General features: G+C 59.9%; 19 protein-coding genes and 1 tRNA gene. 6 read left to right on the forward strand and 14 right to left on the reverse strand.

The genetic code is table 11. The annotated features are described in order from the left end of the window. Positions 1–17 precede the first annotated feature (17 nt). Both IB249_RS01290 and IB249_RS01295 read right to left on the reverse strand, forming a co-directional pair. Complete coding sequence (locus IB249_RS01290; RefSeq protein WP_192301724.1) at positions 18–338, reverse strand: I78 family peptidase inhibitor; 321 nt, start codon at positions 336–338, stop codon at positions 18–20. Between the two features lie 164 nt (positions 339–502). Beyond that, positions 503–808 carry a hypothetical protein gene (locus IB249_RS01295; protein ID WP_192301725.1) on the reverse strand — a complete coding sequence of 102 codons (306 nt, stop codon included), beginning with the start codon at positions 806–808 and terminating at the stop codon, positions 503–505. 131 nt (positions 809–939) lie between these two features. Here IB249_RS01295 and IB249_RS01300 point away from each other — a divergent pair, with 131 nt between their 5' ends. Beyond that, complete coding sequence (locus tag IB249_RS01300) at positions 940–1,152, forward strand: hypothetical protein (protein ID WP_192301726.1); 213 nt, start codon at positions 940–942, stop codon at positions 1,150–1,152. A 32-nt stretch (positions 1,153–1,184) separates the two neighbouring features. Here IB249_RS01300 and IB249_RS01305 read toward each other — a convergent pair whose 3' ends face one another. From IB249_RS01305 to IB249_RS01340, 8 genes are all read right to left on the reverse strand, one after another. Next, positions 1,185–2,213, reverse strand: coding sequence for a nucleoside hydrolase (locus tag IB249_RS01305; RefSeq protein ID WP_192301727.1), 1,029 nt, complete (start codon positions 2,211–2,213; stop codon positions 1,185–1,187). Between the two features lie 37 nt (positions 2,214–2,250). Further along, a complete protein-coding gene (gene rbsD, locus IB249_RS01310) occupies positions 2,251–2,655 on the reverse strand; it encodes a D-ribose pyranase (protein ID WP_192301728.1) in 405 nt (134 codons plus the stop codon). Next, positions 2,652–3,569, reverse strand: coding sequence for a ribokinase (rbsK, locus tag IB249_RS01315; protein ID WP_192301729.1), 918 nt, complete (start codon positions 3,567–3,569; stop codon positions 2,652–2,654). Before rbsK ends, rbsD begins: the two co-directional genes overlap by 4 nt. 18 nt (positions 3,570–3,587) lie before the next feature. Continuing rightward, positions 3,588–4,607 carry a LacI family DNA-binding transcriptional regulator gene (locus tag IB249_RS01320; protein WP_192301730.1) on the reverse strand — a complete coding sequence of 340 codons (1,020 nt, stop codon included), beginning with the start codon at positions 4,605–4,607 and terminating at the stop codon, positions 3,588–3,590. Positions 4,608–4,610: 3 nt separating this feature from the next. Beyond that, positions 4,611–5,588: an ABC transporter permease gene (locus IB249_RS01325; protein ID WP_192301731.1), complete on the reverse strand. Its 978-nt coding sequence runs from the start codon at positions 5,586–5,588 to the stop codon at positions 4,611–4,613. Next, positions 5,585–7,138, reverse strand: a complete 1,554-nt coding sequence (locus IB249_RS01330; RefSeq protein WP_192301732.1) for a sugar ABC transporter ATP-binding protein — start codon at positions 7,136–7,138, stop codon at positions 5,585–5,587. Before IB249_RS01330 ends, IB249_RS01325 begins: the two co-directional genes overlap by 4 nt. A 55-nt stretch (positions 7,139–7,193) precedes the next feature. Then, the gene (locus tag IB249_RS01335; RefSeq protein ID WP_192301733.1) at positions 7,194–8,150 is read right to left on the reverse strand and encodes a sugar ABC transporter substrate-binding protein; all 957 of its coding nucleotides are present in this window, start codon (positions 8,148–8,150) and stop codon (positions 7,194–7,196) included. A gap of 219 nt (positions 8,151–8,369) precedes the next feature. Continuing rightward, positions 8,370–8,822 (reverse strand): hypothetical protein, encoded by a 453-nt coding sequence (locus tag IB249_RS01340; protein WP_192301734.1) that lies wholly within the window; start codon positions 8,820–8,822, stop codon positions 8,370–8,372. Positions 8,823–8,998: 176 nt separating this feature from the next. Here IB249_RS01340 and IB249_RS01345 point away from each other — a divergent pair, with 176 nt between their 5' ends. After that, positions 8,999–9,289 carry a DUF1654 domain-containing protein gene (locus tag IB249_RS01345; protein ID WP_412547983.1) on the forward strand — a complete coding sequence of 97 codons (291 nt, stop codon included), beginning with the start codon at positions 8,999–9,001 and terminating at the stop codon, positions 9,287–9,289. A gap of 4 nt (positions 9,290–9,293) precedes the next feature. Beyond that, the gene (locus IB249_RS01350; protein WP_192301736.1) at positions 9,294–9,983 is read left to right on the forward strand and encodes an endonuclease; all 690 of its coding nucleotides are present in this window, start codon (positions 9,294–9,296) and stop codon (positions 9,981–9,983) included. 105 nt (positions 9,984–10,088) lie between these two features. On the opposite strand, the gene IB249_RS01355 is transcribed toward IB249_RS01350, so the two are convergent. Then, complete coding sequence (locus tag IB249_RS01355; protein WP_192301737.1) at positions 10,089–10,454, reverse strand: SPOR domain-containing protein; 366 nt, start codon at positions 10,452–10,454, stop codon at positions 10,089–10,091. A 250-nt stretch (positions 10,455–10,704) separates the two neighbouring features. Here IB249_RS01355 and csrA point away from each other — a divergent pair, with 250 nt between their 5' ends. Beyond that, positions 10,705–10,896: a carbon storage regulator CsrA gene (gene csrA, locus IB249_RS01360; RefSeq protein ID WP_192301738.1), complete on the forward strand. Its 192-nt coding sequence runs from the start codon at positions 10,705–10,707 to the stop codon at positions 10,894–10,896. Between the two features lie 111 nt (positions 10,897–11,007). Here the strand turns inward: csrA and IB249_RS01365 are convergent, their stop codons facing one another. Further along, positions 11,008–11,463, reverse strand: coding sequence for a DUF2214 family protein (locus IB249_RS01365; protein ID WP_192301739.1), 456 nt, complete (start codon positions 11,461–11,463; stop codon positions 11,008–11,010). A 221-nt stretch (positions 11,464–11,684) separates the two neighbouring features. Here IB249_RS01365 and IB249_RS01370 point away from each other — a divergent pair, with 221 nt between their 5' ends. Beyond that, positions 11,685–11,969 carry a hypothetical protein gene (locus tag IB249_RS01370; RefSeq protein ID WP_192301740.1) on the forward strand — a complete coding sequence of 95 codons (285 nt, stop codon included), beginning with the start codon at positions 11,685–11,687 and terminating at the stop codon, positions 11,967–11,969. Positions 11,970–12,075: 106 nt separating this feature from the next. On the opposite strand, the gene IB249_RS01375 is transcribed toward IB249_RS01370, so the two are convergent. Continuing rightward, positions 12,076–12,152: transfer RNA gene (locus IB249_RS01375), tRNA-Val, on the reverse strand. Between the two features lie 183 nt (positions 12,153–12,335). On the opposite strand from IB249_RS01375, the gene IB249_RS01380 reads away from it, so the two are divergent. Next, on the forward strand, positions 12,336–13,619 hold the full coding sequence (locus IB249_RS01380; protein ID WP_192301741.1) for an NAD(P)/FAD-dependent oxidoreductase: 1,284 nt from the start codon (positions 12,336–12,338) through the stop codon (positions 13,617–13,619). Between the two features lie 66 nt (positions 13,620–13,685). Here IB249_RS01380 and IB249_RS01385 read toward each other — a convergent pair whose 3' ends face one another. Then, positions 13,686–16,097 carry a TonB-dependent receptor gene (locus tag IB249_RS01385; RefSeq protein WP_192301742.1) on the reverse strand — a complete coding sequence of 804 codons (2,412 nt, stop codon included), beginning with the start codon at positions 16,095–16,097 and terminating at the stop codon, positions 13,686–13,688.

Here is a 16,097-nt window from a genome sequence, read left to right on the forward strand (position 1 = left end):
TTGAAAACCTGTCGCTATCAGCCGCAATTGACCCGGTTGATCACCAGTTGGTCATCGGTGCTCAAGTTCAGGCGATCGGAGCGATACTCCAGGGTCACCATGTCGTTGGGCTTGAGGATTCGGGCGCTCTGCGCACCGGCGCGAACGCGTGCCTGCTCGAGCAGTTCGGGCGAAGCCTTTTTACCAAGAGTGAACTCGGCAGCCTTTGCTTCGCAGCGACTGTGGCCGGAATCAGCCGACGCAACAGGGTCCGTGGCCGAGTCGGTGGATGTATTGCTGCAACCGGCCAGCAAGCCAGCGGCCAGCAATGTACCCAATGACGCGAGCTTCCAAGGCATGGAGCCTCCTTTTTTCCAGTAGTTAAGACTAGATCGTGCGACCGCCAATATGACGTTTGGTTTCACAAAGGGGTACTAGCACCTTGCCCACGACCGTGGCTGGCGAGTGTGCCTGACCCTCCTCTGTCGTCCACCGCTCAATCGTGACTGAATATGAACGGCACTCAATATATATCGATGTAATCGAAGGGTGGCTTGGGCCAGTTGGCTTTCAGCGCATTGAAGATCTGCATGACCCAGACCTCATCGCTGGCGGCAACCCGCCCCACGTAACCGGAGCCCTTGGCCCACGTTTCCAGGCGAAACAGCAGGCCCTCGATGTCAGTGCCGCCCACGACACCCGACGAAATATAGGCAATACCACCCTTGGTCACCCGCAGCTGCGTGTGTTCATCATCGCTGGCACTGGCCAGCAGTTGGCGCACCGCTTCCAGGGTCAGGCCGTCAGGAGCATTCAAATCGATCTGCACAGCACGATCCTTGAAAAATCGTTAAAGACCCAGTGTCGCATAGCACTGCCCTCATGCCTAAGTCGGAGTGTCAAACGGGCCGCAAAATGATTAACTCCTACGCGGACTTCACCCAATTCACGAGCGCCATCATGACCACCGTAAGCATAGACGCCGACATCAAGGCCAAATGGCCCCAGGGCCATAGCTCCTACAGCCCGGGCAGCCCGGAAGAGTTGGCAATCATAGGCATCGATCTGTTGGTCAAGGAGCTGGGCACAGAGGCAGCACAATCGTTCATTGCCCAGGTATTCGAAAAATACCCGGCCGACTACAAAGGCGCCGACACCAACGAAAGGGAGTGAAACCCGCAGGCCGGCACCTGCGGGGGTGAAGCTTACTTCAGGCGAGCCAGACGCTGGGTCAGCAGGTCAAAAAAGCCCTGAGCGTCACCACTTTCAATCCAGACGGCATTCTTCGGCGCTTTCAGACCGTCGTACCAGTCGACAATGGTTTGACCGAAGGTCGGGCCTTCACGGCTATCGATCACCACATTGACCGCGCGCCCGCTGAACAGCTCAGGCTTGAGCAGATAGGCGATGACGGTGGCGTCATGCACCGGACCACCTGGAATGCCGTAGTGCTCCATATCGGCCTTGATATACTCGTTGAGGATGTCGCCCACCCGCTTGCCGGCCCCGTTGTTCAACGCAGCGATTTGCTTCAGACGCGCGTCACTGGTCAGGATCTTGTGCGTCACGTCCAGTGGCAGGTAAGTCAGCTTGACGCCGCTTTTCAGCACCACCTCTGCAGCCTGCGGGTCGGCGAACAGATTGAATTCGGCCACGGGGGTGATGTTGCCACCGTTGAAGTGCGCCCCTCCCATAATCACCACTTCCTTGATGCCTTCAACGATTTCCGGCGCCTGGATCAGCGCCAGGGCCAGGTTGGTCTGCGGCCCCAGCATGGCGATGGTGATGCTGTGGGGCCTGGCGGTTTTCAAGGTATCGATCAGGTAATCGACCGCATTTCCCTTGGCCAGCCCCTTCTGCGGCTCATACACCGTGACGCCCGCCATGCCTTCCTTGCCGTGAATGTTGTCGGCATAGATCGGCGTACGCATCAGCGGCTTCGGCGCTCCCGCATACACAGGCACTTCTTCGCGGCCTGCCCACTCCCGCGCCAGCCGCGCGTTACGCGAGGTCTTGTCCAGGCGCACATTGCCGGCCACGGTGGTCAGCGCGAGAACATTCAATTCCTGTGGTGATGCCAGGGCGAGCAGCAAGGCCACCACGTCGTCGGCACCTGGATCGGTGTCGATGATCAGGTCGATCCTGTCGGCCGCCTGGGCGCTCGTTGCGGTCATGAGGGTCAAAAGCAGCAGGCTCCGGAGCAGACGGGGCAATTTCTGAGCATAGCGGTACATGGCGCACTCCTTGTGCAGGGGGAAACAGTGAATCGATTCAAAAGGTGACCCCGGCCGCCAGCACGATGTTGCAGTACGGCTGGCATTCACCGGTGCGCACGATCGCCCTCGCCTGTCGGCTCAAGGCCTTGAACTGCTCATGGCTGAGCAACTCGCGCTGACCCAGCGCACCTTCGGCATGCAGTTTTTCCAGCGCAGCCAGCGCTGACGGTTGTTTGTCCAGGATCTCAAGGGCCAGCACATGACGTTCGACCTGCATTTCGCTGAGCACAACGTTCAACGTACTGATGAAATCCGGAATACCCTGGGTCAGAGCCAGATCGATCAGCTCGACACCCGGCGGCACTGGCAGGCCGGCGTCACCGATCACGACCAGGTCGCCGTGCCCCAGGGAAGCAATCAGTCGCGACAACGCGACATTGAGCAGAGGTGTCTTCTTCATGGTGCTTCAAAGGCCTGTACTTCGGATAAATCGGGAATCGAGGGCTGCGCGCCAGCCCGGGTGACCGACAGCGCAGCGGCAACCTGTCCGAACTGTATGGCCTCGCTTTCACTTTTACCGGCGGCCAGTGCAGCGGCAAAACCACCGACAAAGGTATCGCCGGCCGCCGTCGTATCGACCGCTTTCACCTTCGGTGCGGCAAAGTGCTCGAAGCCCTGGCCATTGGCGAACAACGAGCCCTGTGCGCCGAGTGTGATGATGACCTTGCCTGCGCCCATCGCGATCAACCGGGACGCCGCGGTTTCAGCAGTCGCCAGCGAGTCCACCGGCAGCCCGGTCAGGGCCGAGGCTTCGCTTTCGTTGGGGATCAGGTAATCGATGGCGCCATACCAGTCTGCCGGCAGCGGACGACTGGCAGGCGCCGGATTGAGAATGACCGTCTTGCCCAACTCGCGGCCGCGCTTGAGCGCATGACCGACCGTGGCATCGGGCACTTCCAACTGACAGATGATCACATCCGCCGCCTGCAATACCGTGTCGAACCGGTCGATCAATGCTGGCGTCAACGCCCCATTGGCACCGGCAACGATCACGATCGCGTTCTGGCTGTTGTCATCGACCACAATCAACGCAACGCCGCTGGCACCCTCTGCCACGCTGACCGCCTGACAATCGATTCGCTCAGCCAGCAGCGCCCCGCGCAGCGCTTCGCCATAGGCGTCGCTGCCGACGCAACCGACCATCGAAACCTGCGCGCCCAACCGCGCCGCAGCAACGGCCTGATTGGCACCCTTGCCGCCGTGGACCGTGGTAAACGACTCACCGATGAGCGTCTCGCCGCCACGGGGCAAACGCGAAGCACGGGTCACCAGGTCCATGTTCAGGCTACCTATCACCACTACTCTTGCTGGCATACATCACTACTCGCTGTATCAACGCAATTGTGCGAAAAGACCCGCCAGAGGCGCCGTCGATTCCCGCAGGACAATACTGGGTGTCACGATCCGCTGGTCGATCGCCGTATCCGGCTTGGCGATCCTGCGCAGCAGCACGCCGGCCGCCATCTCCCCCAACTGCAGGATCGATTGCCCTACGGTGGTCAGCGCCGGATAAACGTAACGGCTCATCTGGATATCGTCGAAGCCGATCACCGACAACTCGGCCGGTACACGGATGTTGCGCTCGGCGGCAGCTCGCAGGACGCCGAAGCCGATCATGTCGTTACCGGCAAAAATCGCGGTGGGCGGGTTCTTTTCCAACAGGGTCGCGGCGGCTGTGTAACCGCCGGTGCTGGTGAAATCGCTTTCCAGCACCCGCTCGCGGGGCACTTCGACGCCCGCTTCCTGCAAGGCGCGGCGATAACCCGCCAGGCGCATCTGGGCCACACTGGTGCCTGCCGGCCCGCCGATCGTGGCGATGTCCCTATGCCCCAATTCCAGCAGGTGCCGGGTCGCCAGATAAGCACCGTATTCATGGTCGATGCGCACAAGGTCGGTATTCACGCCTTGCAGCCCACGGTCGACGATGACCATCGGCGTGCGCACCCCCGCCAACCCCTCCGCCAGACCGGCGTCACCACCGGCTGACGCCACGATCAATCCGTCGATGCGCTTTTCCAGCAACACGCGCAGGTAACTGCGTTGCTTGTCCGGATTGTCATCGGAGTTGCAGAGAATCACGCAGTAGCCATTGCGCTCGCAGTAGTCCTCGATACCGCGCGCCAATTCGGCGAAGTACGGGTTGAGGCTGTTGGGCACCAGCAGGCCAATGGTTGCCGTGGTCTTGGCTTTCAACGAACGGGCCACCGCGCTGGGCACGTAGTCGAGACTCTTGATCGCGGCCTCGACCTTGACCCGCACTTCTTCGCTGACCGGACGGGTCTTGTTCACCACATGGGACACCGTGGTGTAGGAAATTCCCGCGAGCGCGGCTACATCTTTAATGGTTGCCATGACTCAGGTCCGCCGGCTTGCGCGCTGACTGCGATAGGTATCCAGCACCACCGCTACCACAATGACCGCACCGGTGATGATGCGTTTGGTCGGTTCCGTCGCGCCGATCTGCGCCAGGCCGGCCGCCAGCACGGAAATGATCAGGACTCCGAAAAACGTGCTGATGACCGAACCGCGCCCCCCCATCAGGCTGGTGCCTCCGATCACCACCGCCGCGATCACTTGCAACTCCAGGCCGGAACCGGCATTCGGGTCCGCCGCCTCCAGGCGTGAAATCTGAAACAGCGCCGCGATACCGGCCAGCAACCCCATCAGACTGAACACCAGGATCTTGTAGGGCTTTGGATTGATCCCTGCCAGACGTACCGCTTCTTCATTGGTGCCGATACCGATCAGATAACGACCGAACACGGTGCGGGTCAATACCGCCTGGGCAATGAAGATGATCAGCAAGGCAATGATGAACGAAGGCGAGATGCCGAAGGCAATCGGGTTGGACAGCCAGGCGAAGGCATCGCCGATGTAGGCCGTGCGCGAGCCAGTCATCTGGTACGCCACGCCACGCGCCATCTCCAGCACGCCGAGGGACACGATGAACGACGGGATTCGCCACGCTACAGTGATCGACCCAGTGATGGTCCCGGCCAATGCAGCGGCCGCCATGCCAAGCAGCGCTGCCGGCAGCACGCTCCAGCCCCAACCCAGAATGGCCACACTGACCGTCGATGCCGCCAGCGCCAGCACCGACCCCACCGACAGGTCGATGCCACCGATGATCAGCACGAAGGTCATGCCGACTGCCAGCACCATCAAGTCCGGTATCTGGTTGGCCAGGGTGCTGAAGGTGTCATAGGACAGGAAATGGCTGCTCAGGATCGAGAACAGCACGACCATCGCCAGCAAGGCACCGGCCAGGCCCAGGTAAGTGCCAAGGCCGTAGAAATTGCCGCTACGTTGACCGGCAGGCGTTGCAGTTTTCATGGGAGATCCCTAGGCGCTGCCTCGTTGAGCAACGCATCACGTTTTTGGTAGCCGGCAAAAGCGGCGGCAAGCAAGTCATCCTGGGTCCAGCTGTCGCGCTCGAACGTCTCGATCAGGCGCCCCGCCGACAGTACGCCGATGCGGTCGCAGATCAGCATCAGCTCGCGCAAATCACTGGACACCACCACCAGCGCCTTGCCCTGCCGGGTCAGCTCACCGAGCAATGCATAAATGTCGAATTTGGCACCGACATCGATGCCGCGTGTCGGTTCGTCAAACAGCAACACCGAACAATCGCGCTCCAGCCAGCGGCCGATCACGACCTTCTGCTGGTTACCGCCGGACAGCTCCGATACCAATTGCGTCGGGCTGGAACTGCGGATGCGCATGGCGTCGATCTGGCGCCGGGCCAGCGACACCTCCTCGCCGTTGTTGACGAAGCCCGCGCTGGATATCTCCGCCATATTGCCCAGGGCAATGTTGGCGCTGATCGACTGAGTCAACAGCAAGCCTTCGCCCTTGCGGTCTTCGGTAATCAGCGCGATGCCATGTGCAACGGCATCCGCCGGCGAGCGAATGGTTGCGACCTGCGCCGGCGAACCCAGCGCCACCGTGCCGCTGTCTGCCGCATCGGCGCCGAATATCAGCCGTAGCAGTTCGGTGCGCCCTGCCCCGATCAAACCGGAAATGCCGAAGATTTCGCCGGCACGCACCTCGAAGGACACATCGCGCACCTTGTCGGCCCGGGTCAGCCCCCTGACCGTCAACGCCGGAGCGCCGATCTTGCGCGGCCCCATGTCGATGTGTTCGCCGAGCTCGCGGCCAACCATCAGGGTCACCAATTGATCACTGTTGTAGTTGGCCATCGGTTCGACGCAGACCAGGTTACCGTCGCGCAATACCGCAATGCGCTGCGCCACTCGCGCCAGCTCTTCAAGGCGGTGGGAGATGTAAATGATCGACACCCCACGTGCCTGCAGGCGTGTGATCTGCTCGAAGAGCATTTCGACTTCACGGGCCGTCAGCATCGCGGTCGGCTCATCGAGAATCAGCACATGGCAATCGCCAATCAGGTTGCGGGCGATCTCCACCATTTGCTGGTGACCGATGCCCAGCTCGCCGACCAGCGTGTCCGGGTCGATCGCCTCGAGCCCGACCTGGGCCATGGCCTCGATCGCCGCCTTGCGCAATTGCTTGCGACTGATCCAGCCCGCGTTGCTGGGCAGATTGTCGAGAAACAGGTTTTCCGCCACGGACAGGGTCGGCAGCAGATTGAGTTCTTGCATCACCATGCGGATGCCCAGCTCTTCAGCCTGGGTGCGGCTGCCGGGACGGTAATCCTGACCCTGGAATTGCATCTGACCGGTGGTTGGCGTGACCAGTCCGCCGATGATTTTCGACAGCGTGCTTTTGCCGGCGCCATTCTCGCCCGTCAGCGCCAGCACCTCGCCGCGCATCAGCGTCAGGTCGATTCCAGTGAGGACAGGTTGCGCATAAGTCTTGCCGATACCGCTGACCGAGAGGACAGCGTTCGGGGCGGAAACTGACATAAGAATCTCCATGCGCTCGCCCGGACGGGCGAGCACCGTTGTGTCGCCAGAAGGACTACTTGGTGACCAGCTCGACCGGCGTTTCGATGACGCCGTTGGCGCCGCTGTCGACTTTCTCACCCTTGATGATCTTCAGCGCCGTCTCGATACCGAACACGGCTTGCCTGGCGGCAAACTGGTCGGCCGTGGCGAGGACGCGGCCGTCCTTGAGCATCGGCTTGATCGCATTGATGTTGTCGTAACCGACTACCTGCACCTTGCCGGCCTTGCCTGCGGCACGCACCGCAGACACCGCGCCGACCGCCATGCTGTCGTTGCCGGCCAGCAGGGCCTTGAGGTTCGGGTATTCACTGAGCATGGAGGAGGCAACCTGGTTGCCCTTGTTGATTTCCCAATCGCCGGACTGCAGGGACACGACCTTGATCTGCGCCGCTTCCATTGCATCCTTGAAGCCTGCAGTGCGGGCCTGGGCATTGGTGGTCGTGGAAACGCCTTCGATGATGCCGACTTCATCACCGGCTTTCAGTTGCCTGGCCAGGTACTCGCCCACCAGGCGCGCACCCTTACGGTTGTCCGGGCCTACGAACGGAACTGTGATGTTCTTGCTTTTGAGGACCGCAGCGTCCAACTGGTTATCGATGTTTACCACCGTGATGCCGGCATCGACCGCTTTTTTGATCACGGGCACCATGGCCTTCGAATCAGCCGGGGCGATGACCAGTGCATTGACCTTGGAGACGATCATCTGCTCGACGATACGGATCTGGTTGGCGGTGTCCGTTTCGTCCTTGATACCGTTGGAGATCAGCTCGAAATCGCCGGAGTGTTCTTTCTGGTAAGCCTTGGCACCGTCTTCCATGGTCAGGAAGAATTCGTTGGCCAGAGACTTCATGACCAGCGCGACTTTAGGTTTTTCAGGGGTTTCGGCGAAAGCCGAAGAGACAGGCATCGCGGCGGATGCGGCAGCCAGCATAGCGACAGCAAGAAGACGTCCAGCGAATGGCAGCTTCATGGGTTCACTCCGATCTTATGATTGTTCTGAGCAACGCTTGCGCTGATGTACACTTCACCGCTGTGCAATAGACAGTCGGCGGAGCCTCGCAAACGTTTGCGAAGACCGAACTATGCGAATCTCGTCGTGATTTGTCAACGACTGGAAAGCTGCCAGGTGTGTCAGCGCCTGTGCGGCGCTTGAGCCTCTGGCCAGAGTGACAGCCTATGGTGTCAGGAACTACACCGTGGTGCTGACAATGCCGCCCGTACCGGAACCCTTGGCCAGCTCCTTGACCAGGTTAGCCGTGACCTGAGCCAACGCACCATTGGTGTCGGCTATCTGGCCCTGAATCGACATGACCACCGCCTGCTTCGCTTCCGGAGTTGGATAAGACGCAGCCTGCGCCGCTGCCAATTGTTGCTGTTGCTCTCGCAGTTGCTGTTGCAACTCCTGCATGCGCTTGAGCAGCATCTTCACCGTGATGCTCTGGCCACTGCCGCTCTCCGTTTTTTTGCTCTCGGTCAAAGGGCCGCCACCTGTGCGGACCTCCGCTGCATCGCCTTCATCCTCGTTGCCCAACACCAGCGACGAAGCCTCGGCCGTCGCGTCGCTCAATGTGTTGATCGTGGCTACGGATTTGCCCCCGATGGTGATTGCGCTCGCATTGGGGAAGCCAACCGAAAATGACATGTGAACTCCTGGAAAGAAAATCCTTTGAAGGGCATCGACCCGAACTCGGGATTCTTTAGCGATCAGCCAGGTATCAGCCTGCCGCCGTTGCCGGCTGATAAAAAAAACCAACGTCCTACACCAAACGGGAAAAACCGCTGTCAGAGGATTTTCTTGAATTTTAAGCAGTTGCGAAAATGCTTACGGTTAAATACTGTATGCACGTACAGCTTAATAAGGATAATTCCGTGGCCACCACCTCCGCTTCTCCTGACACCTATCAACGCATGGGTCTGCGCGTTCAGAAAATCATCAATTCCCCCACAGCCCAGAAAGCCAGGGCGGCACTGATCTTTCGCCTTCCGGATGAACCCGAGAGTGAGTGGGAGCAACTGCTCGAGGAAATCGACGAGAACGATAACGTCACCCTCGCCTACCGCGACGACGGCGGTGTACAGATTTTCTGGGTTGTACCGAAGGAAGATTGAGTCAATGAGTGTCCGCTGGTTTGTTTTACTGTTGCTGTTTTCCGCGACGGCCGCCCACGCCGACGCTCCACGCACCTTCAACGAAGCCAAGAAAGTCGCCTGGAAACTGTATGCCCCACAATCCACCGAGTTCTACTGCGGGTGCAAGTACACCGGCAACAAGGTGAACCTCTCCGCCTGCGGCTACGTGCCGCGCAAGAATACCAAGCGCGCCTCGCGCATCGAGTGGGAGCACATCGTCCCGGCCTGGCAGATCGGCCACCAGCGCCAGTGCTGGCAGGAAGGTGGACGCAAGAATTGCACGCGATACGACCCGACCTACCAGAAGGCCGAGGCCGATTTGCATAACCTGGTGCCAAGCATCGGTGAAGTGAACGGTGACCGCAGCAACTTCAGCTTTGGCTGGCTGCCGGAACAATCGGGTCAATATGGGTCGTGCCTGACGCAAATCGACTTCAAGGCGAAGAAGGTCATGCCTCGTCCGTCCATTCGCGGCATGATCGCCCGGACTTACTTCTACATGAGCAAGCAATACGGTTTGCGCCTGTCGAAGCAGGACCGGCAACTGTACGAAGCCTGGAACAAAACCTACCCGGTACAAGCCTGGGAACGTCAGCGCAACCAGAGCGTGGCTTGTGTCATGGGGCGCGGCAACGAGTTTGTCGGGCCGGTCGACATGAAGGCGTGCGGTTAAACGTCAACTGGAAAACACAAGGCCCCGGGGTGAACACCCGAGGCCTTTTTTGTTTTAAACACGACCCAGTCTTCATCTTGCCGCCCGATCAACAGGCGACTGCGATTACTGAACCGCCGGGCGCTCGATGACCAGCAATTCGATGTTCTGTTTTTTCGCCCGAGTCAGCGCCGCGCGCACCTCTTCCTGCTTGGCCTCAGCCTCGGCTTTCGAACTGTAGGGTCCCATCAGGATGCGGGTCTTGCCGTTTTCCTTGATCACATTGGCGATGAAGCTGTGCTCGATCAACCAGCCACTCAGGTCACTGACCGCCTGGGTTATTTCACCCCGGACCTCCAGATCCCACTGAGGAGCCGAGGCAGCCGCCGGCGTAGCGGCCACTGTCGGTTGCGGCTTTTGCGCATCGACGCTCTTGCCTTCACCACATCCCGCCAATGCCAGTACTGCGATTACCCAGGCCATTTTGCGCACAACGCTTTCCTCTGAATGCTGAAAGCGGGGATTTTATCATTCATGAATACATCCCGAGTCCCACAAAATCGGCTGAAAACAACGAGAATGATGGATGCGGCCTCTGTATAGTTACGCCTTGGGAATTAATGCAGCATCTGCACGTCAGAAAGAGGCACCCAAACCGTGAGACTTCGCACTAATCTATACATACCACCGACCTCTGCACTGTCCGAAACAGGTGCCCCACGAAGCAATCAAGGAGAAGACCATGCTGATACTCACCCGCAAAGTCGGTGAAAGCATAAACATTGGCGATGACATTACGATCACCATTTTGGGCGTAAGCGGCCAGCAAGTCAGAATCGGCATCAACGCCCCGAAAGACGTTGCGGTGCACCGCGAAGAAATTTATCAGCGCATTCAGGCCGGCCTGACCGCCCCGGACAAGTCGCAGTCCTGAATCCTGTCGCAGTCAGTAGCCAGCCCGTTCGCCGCGCAACGACGGCTGGCTAAAGATTTGCGCATCAATGCTCTCCTCCCCCCCCCCGCTTCACCGTCCGACGAACCTCAGCTAGCCAAACGTGACGCCACGCGCCATCCCCGTGGCCGCGATGACCATCAGCAAGACCAGCAACCCTTCGACATGACTGATCCTTGCAAACAGCGTGGCGCGCGCGGTGTCGATGGCTGCGCCCCGGGCCAGCGCGACCCGCCATTTGATCAAGGCCACCATCGGCGCCACTTCAAGCAGCAGGATGAGCACGAACAGCGTCATCTTCAGGTGGAACAGCGGCTGGTGCAGGTAATAGTCCATTCCTTTTTCGTACCCGCCAAATGCGCGCATCCCACCGGTCACCAACAGCATGAGGGCACAAAGCCCCCAGACGTTATCCGCAACCAGCACACTGCGGACCTCGCCCACACCCACTGCCAAACGTCGCAAATTCGTACCGCGCGCCAGCACCGCCCATAACCCCAGGCCAAATGCCAATAGATGAAGCGCCGCTAGAAACCAATGAACAAGCATCGAGAAACTCCTGTCAGGACACGGTTATGCAACCTGTCAGTAGTAGCTCATCAATCGATGCATTGCATGAACAGACGCGCCCCCCCCTCGGCCAGCAAAACCAATGGACTGGCTAAGCACTTCCCGAGCGAATGAAAGCATTCTCTCGCAAATCCTCACACCGACACGCTTCGCAAATGATAATATTTCGCAATATGGAGCAAAACAGGCACGCTTGAGTAATGAAGGAACGTTACGAGATCCACTTTGTAGTGGGCGGTTGCAAGCAAGCCATCATCATCGAACGATCCAGCATGAGTGATCTTGAAGCGTGGAAAGCTGCCCTGCTGCACCACGGGGAATGCGCAGGGACGACATTCAGCATCCGACTGGTTTCAGAAGCCATCGACAGGGCTGAAGATCGTGGAATAAGAAAAGTGCGGTGGAACAAGGCGAGCCACACCATTGCCTGGAGTGAACGAGCAAGACTGGCGCGGAGCATGGTGGGCTTGAAAAGTATTGAGTAGCGCTCTGTCAGGCACAAGGAGATCGTGAGGCAGAAACGCCAGACAACAAAAAAGGGCCCACCTTTCGGTGAGCCCTTCCAGACCGCCCAGCAGAGCGGATTTTGTTTGGTAGGCGCGATTGGACTCGAACCAACGACCCCCACCATGTCAAGGTGGTGCTCTAACCAACTGAGCTACGTGCCTGCTGTGAGGCGGCATTCTACGGAATTCCGGAAGGGTGTCAACACCTTTTTTCGAGCTAACCCTATGAATATGCAAAATATTTAATTTCGTTGCCGCCAGCAGGAATTTGCGATGGCTGGCGGTCGATTTTCAACTCGGGTAGGATCGCTGCACTCGTAAAATATATTAAACAGAGGCAGCAGGATGGCGAACACTCCCTACCCAGAGTCCTATTACGCCGCATCGGCCAACGCGGTTCCGCCGCGCCCGGCCCTGCAGGGTGACGTAGAGACTGATGTCTGTGTGATCGGCGCGGGTTATACCGGCCTGTCCTCTGCCCTGTTTTTGCTGGAGAGCGGCTTCAAGGTCACGGTACTGGAGGCGGCGAAGGTCGGTTTCGGCGCGTCGGGTCGCAACGGTGGTCAGATCGTCAACAGTTACAGCCGCGATATCGACGTGATCGAGCGTACGGTCGGTCCCAGGCAAGCCCAGTTGCTGGGGCAGATGGCGTTCGAGGGCGGACGGATCATTCGTGAGCGGGTCGCCAAATATGATATTCAGTGCGATCTGAAGGACGGCGGCGTGTTTGCCGCGATGACGACCAAGCAGATGGGCCATCTGGAAGCGCAGAAGCGCCTGTGGGAACGATTTGGTCATACCCAGCTGGAGCTGATGGATCAACGTCGCATCCGTGAAGTGGTGAATTGTGAGCAGTATGTGGGCGGCATGCTCGACATGAGCGGTGGCCACATTCACCCTTTGAACCTGGCCCTGGGCGAAGCAGCAGCCGTCGAATCACTGGGTGGCACCATCTACGAGCAATCGCCGGCGGTGCGTATCGAACGCGGCGCCAACCCGGTGGTGCACACGCCTCAAGGTCGGGTGCGGGCCAAATTCATCATCGTGGCGGGCAACGCCTACCTCGGTAATCTGGTGCCGGAACTGGCCGCCAAGTCGATGCCTTGCGGCACCCAAGTGATCACCACCGAACCCTTGGGCGATGAGCTGGCGAACAACCTGCTGCCTCAGGATTACTGCGTAGAAGACTGCAATTACCTGCTCGATTACTACCGGCTGAGTGGCGACAAGCGCCTGATTTTCGGTGGTGGCGTGGTCTATGGCGCGCGGGATCCTGCAAACATCGAGGCGATCATCCGGCCAAAGATGCTCAAGGCCTTTCCGCAGCTCAAGGACGTGAAGATCGATTACGCCTGGACCGGCAATTTCCTGCTGACCCTTTCCCGTCTTCCCCAAGTCGGACGTCTGGGCGACAACATTTACTACTCCCAAGGCTGCAGCGGCCACGGCGTGACCTACACCCACTTGGCGGGCAAGGTCCTGGCCGAAGCGTTGCGCGGTCAGGCCGAACGTTTCGACGCCTTTGCCGACCTGCCCCACTACCCCTTCCCCGGCGGACAGTTGCTGCGCACACCGTTTGCTGCGTTGGGTGCGTGGTATTACGGGCTTCGGGACAAGCTCGGCTTTTGAACGACACAACGGGATGAACAAAAGGCGCCTGGTGGGAGCGAGTCTGCTCGCCCCCACAGCCCTCACTCAGAAATCGACGGTTGCAGAGAGCAGATAGGTCCGCGGCGTCGACAGCGTCAACCCAGGCTCACTGTCATCCGACGCGCCGGCCGAGCTCCAGTAACGCTTGTCCGCAACGTTCTCGATGTTGGCCCGCAGGGTAATGTTCTTTTCTTCGACCTTGAACGCGTAACGCGCCCCCACGTCGAACCGCTCCCAGGAATCGATTTCCTTGACGTTGGACTGATCCAGGTACTGCGAGCTGGAATAGATGCCCCGGCTGGTCAGCGTCAGGCCCTCGACGGTCGGCACGTCCCACTCGGCGCCGAGATTGACGTTGAACTTCGGCGTGGCCGGCGCGCGGTTGCCATCGAAGGTGCCGTTGGTGGTGTGGGTCAACTCGCTGTCGATGTACATCACACCGCCAAGCAGACGGAACCCTTTGAGCGGTTCACCGAACACACTCAGCTCCACACCGTCGTTCTGACGCTTGCCGTTAGGCCCGAAAACCCGCGTCGTGGCATTGGTTTCATAGGCGGGCTGCTTGATGCGGAATACCGCAGCGGTGACGGCAAACGGGCCGGCATCATACTTGGCGCCGACCTCGACCTGGCGACTGATGAAGGGCGGGAAGATCTCGTCTTCGTTGATCGACGTCGACGGCGCGACCTTGCCCTGGCTCAGACCCTCCATGTAGTTGGCGTACAGCGACAGCTTGTCGGTCGCCTTGAACAGGATGCCGCCCGACGGCGAAACCTTTTCCTCATCGTATGCGGTGTCGCCTTTGACATCATCGGCCCAGTCGTCAACCTTCACCCGCTGCCAGCGCGCGCCCAGGGTCAGCAACAGGCGATCATCGAAGAAGCCCAGGGTGTCGGAGAGCGCTACGCCGCTGAAGCGGTTTTCGGTGTAGACCTTCGAGTCCAGCCGGGTGGGACGCACAGGCGTTGGCGTGACCACCGGGTTGTAGAGGTTGCTGTTGGCCGCCGCGTACCGAGCCCCGCCGTTTTCAAAGTCCATATAGAAATAGCTGGCCGCCAGGTTCACCTCATGACTCACTGAACCGGTATGGAACCAGTTGCGCACCCCTACGGTGGCCGTGCGGACATTTTCGTCGCGGGTGAAGTCTCGCGGCTGAACGCTGAAATCCCCCCGGTTGTTGGTCACGGAAACGGCATGCCGGAGGAAATCATGATTACTTTTGCGCGCACCCGCCGCGCCGTACAGCATGACCGAATCGCTGATATCGAACTCGCCGGTCACCGTGCCAAACGTGTCGTTGGTGCTGGCCTTGCTCCACGGCTGCGCGTAGTTGCGGTGCACCTCGTTCGCGCTCGGCACTTTCGCATTGGCACCGACCTGCACACGCTCCTGCGGCGCATCGGTGTCTCGTTCGGTACGCCCCAGGTCAGTCGACAGCCGCAGGCGCTCACCACGAAAGTCCAAGCCCAGCACAGCCATCTCGCGGTCGACATTCTGGTGATCCCATTCGGTGTCGCCGGACTGCTTCACACCGTTGAAACGCAGACCGAACTGGTTGTCTTCGCCGAAACGCCGACCGACGTCCACGGCACCACCGACCTGACTGTCCGACGCGTAGTTGCCGGTGAACGAGGTAATGGGCTTGTCGGTGGCGCGCTTGGGTTCGACATTGATCCCTCCCCCCACGCTGCCCCGCGGCGAGATGCCGTTGATCAACTGGCTCGGACCCTTGATGATGTCGACGCGATCAGCCATCTCCATATCGATGGTGTACGTCGGCAGCACGCCGTAAAGCCCGTTGTAGGCGACATCGCTGTTGAACAGGCTGAACCCGCGAATGGTGAACTGTTCATAGCGCCCCCCCGCCGGGTTGGTGGCACGAACCGAAGGATCGCTGGAAATCAGGTCGCCCAGGGTGCGCGCCTGCTGGTTCTTGACCACTTCACTGGTATAGGTCGTCATGCTGAAAGGCGTTTCCATGAAGTCTTTCGAGCCCAGTAGCCCCTGCGACCCGCGACGCGCGACCTGGCCGCCGGCAAACACCTCACCGCCAGCCCCGCCCGTGGCCCCGAGAATCGAGGTCGGGGCCAGTTGCAGGCTGCTGCCATCCGGCGCGGGGGTCAGGATATACGCCTGCTCGCCGACCGGTTGCAGTTGCAGGCCAGAACCTTGCAACAGGCGGGCAAAGCCCTCCTCGACCGCGTACTCGCCAGACAGGCCGGTGCTGCTGCGCCCGCTCACCAGCGCCGGATCGACCGAGAGGTTGACGCCCACCAGGCCGGCGAAACGGGTCAGCGCATCGCCGAGACTGCCGGCAGGCACCTGAAACTGGCGCCGGGCGGCATCATCAGCCCAGGCCGGGCTTACCCACAAAGGACTGGCACTCAGGCCCAGCATCAGCCCCAGGTGCATCAACGGACCCGAAAAAACCGGACGACGGTAACGAACTGCACGCAT

It is taken from the genome of Pseudomonas sp. PDM04 (genome assembly GCF_014851765.1).
Classification (GTDB): domain Bacteria; phylum Pseudomonadota; class Gammaproteobacteria; order Pseudomonadales; family Pseudomonadaceae; genus Aquipseudomonas.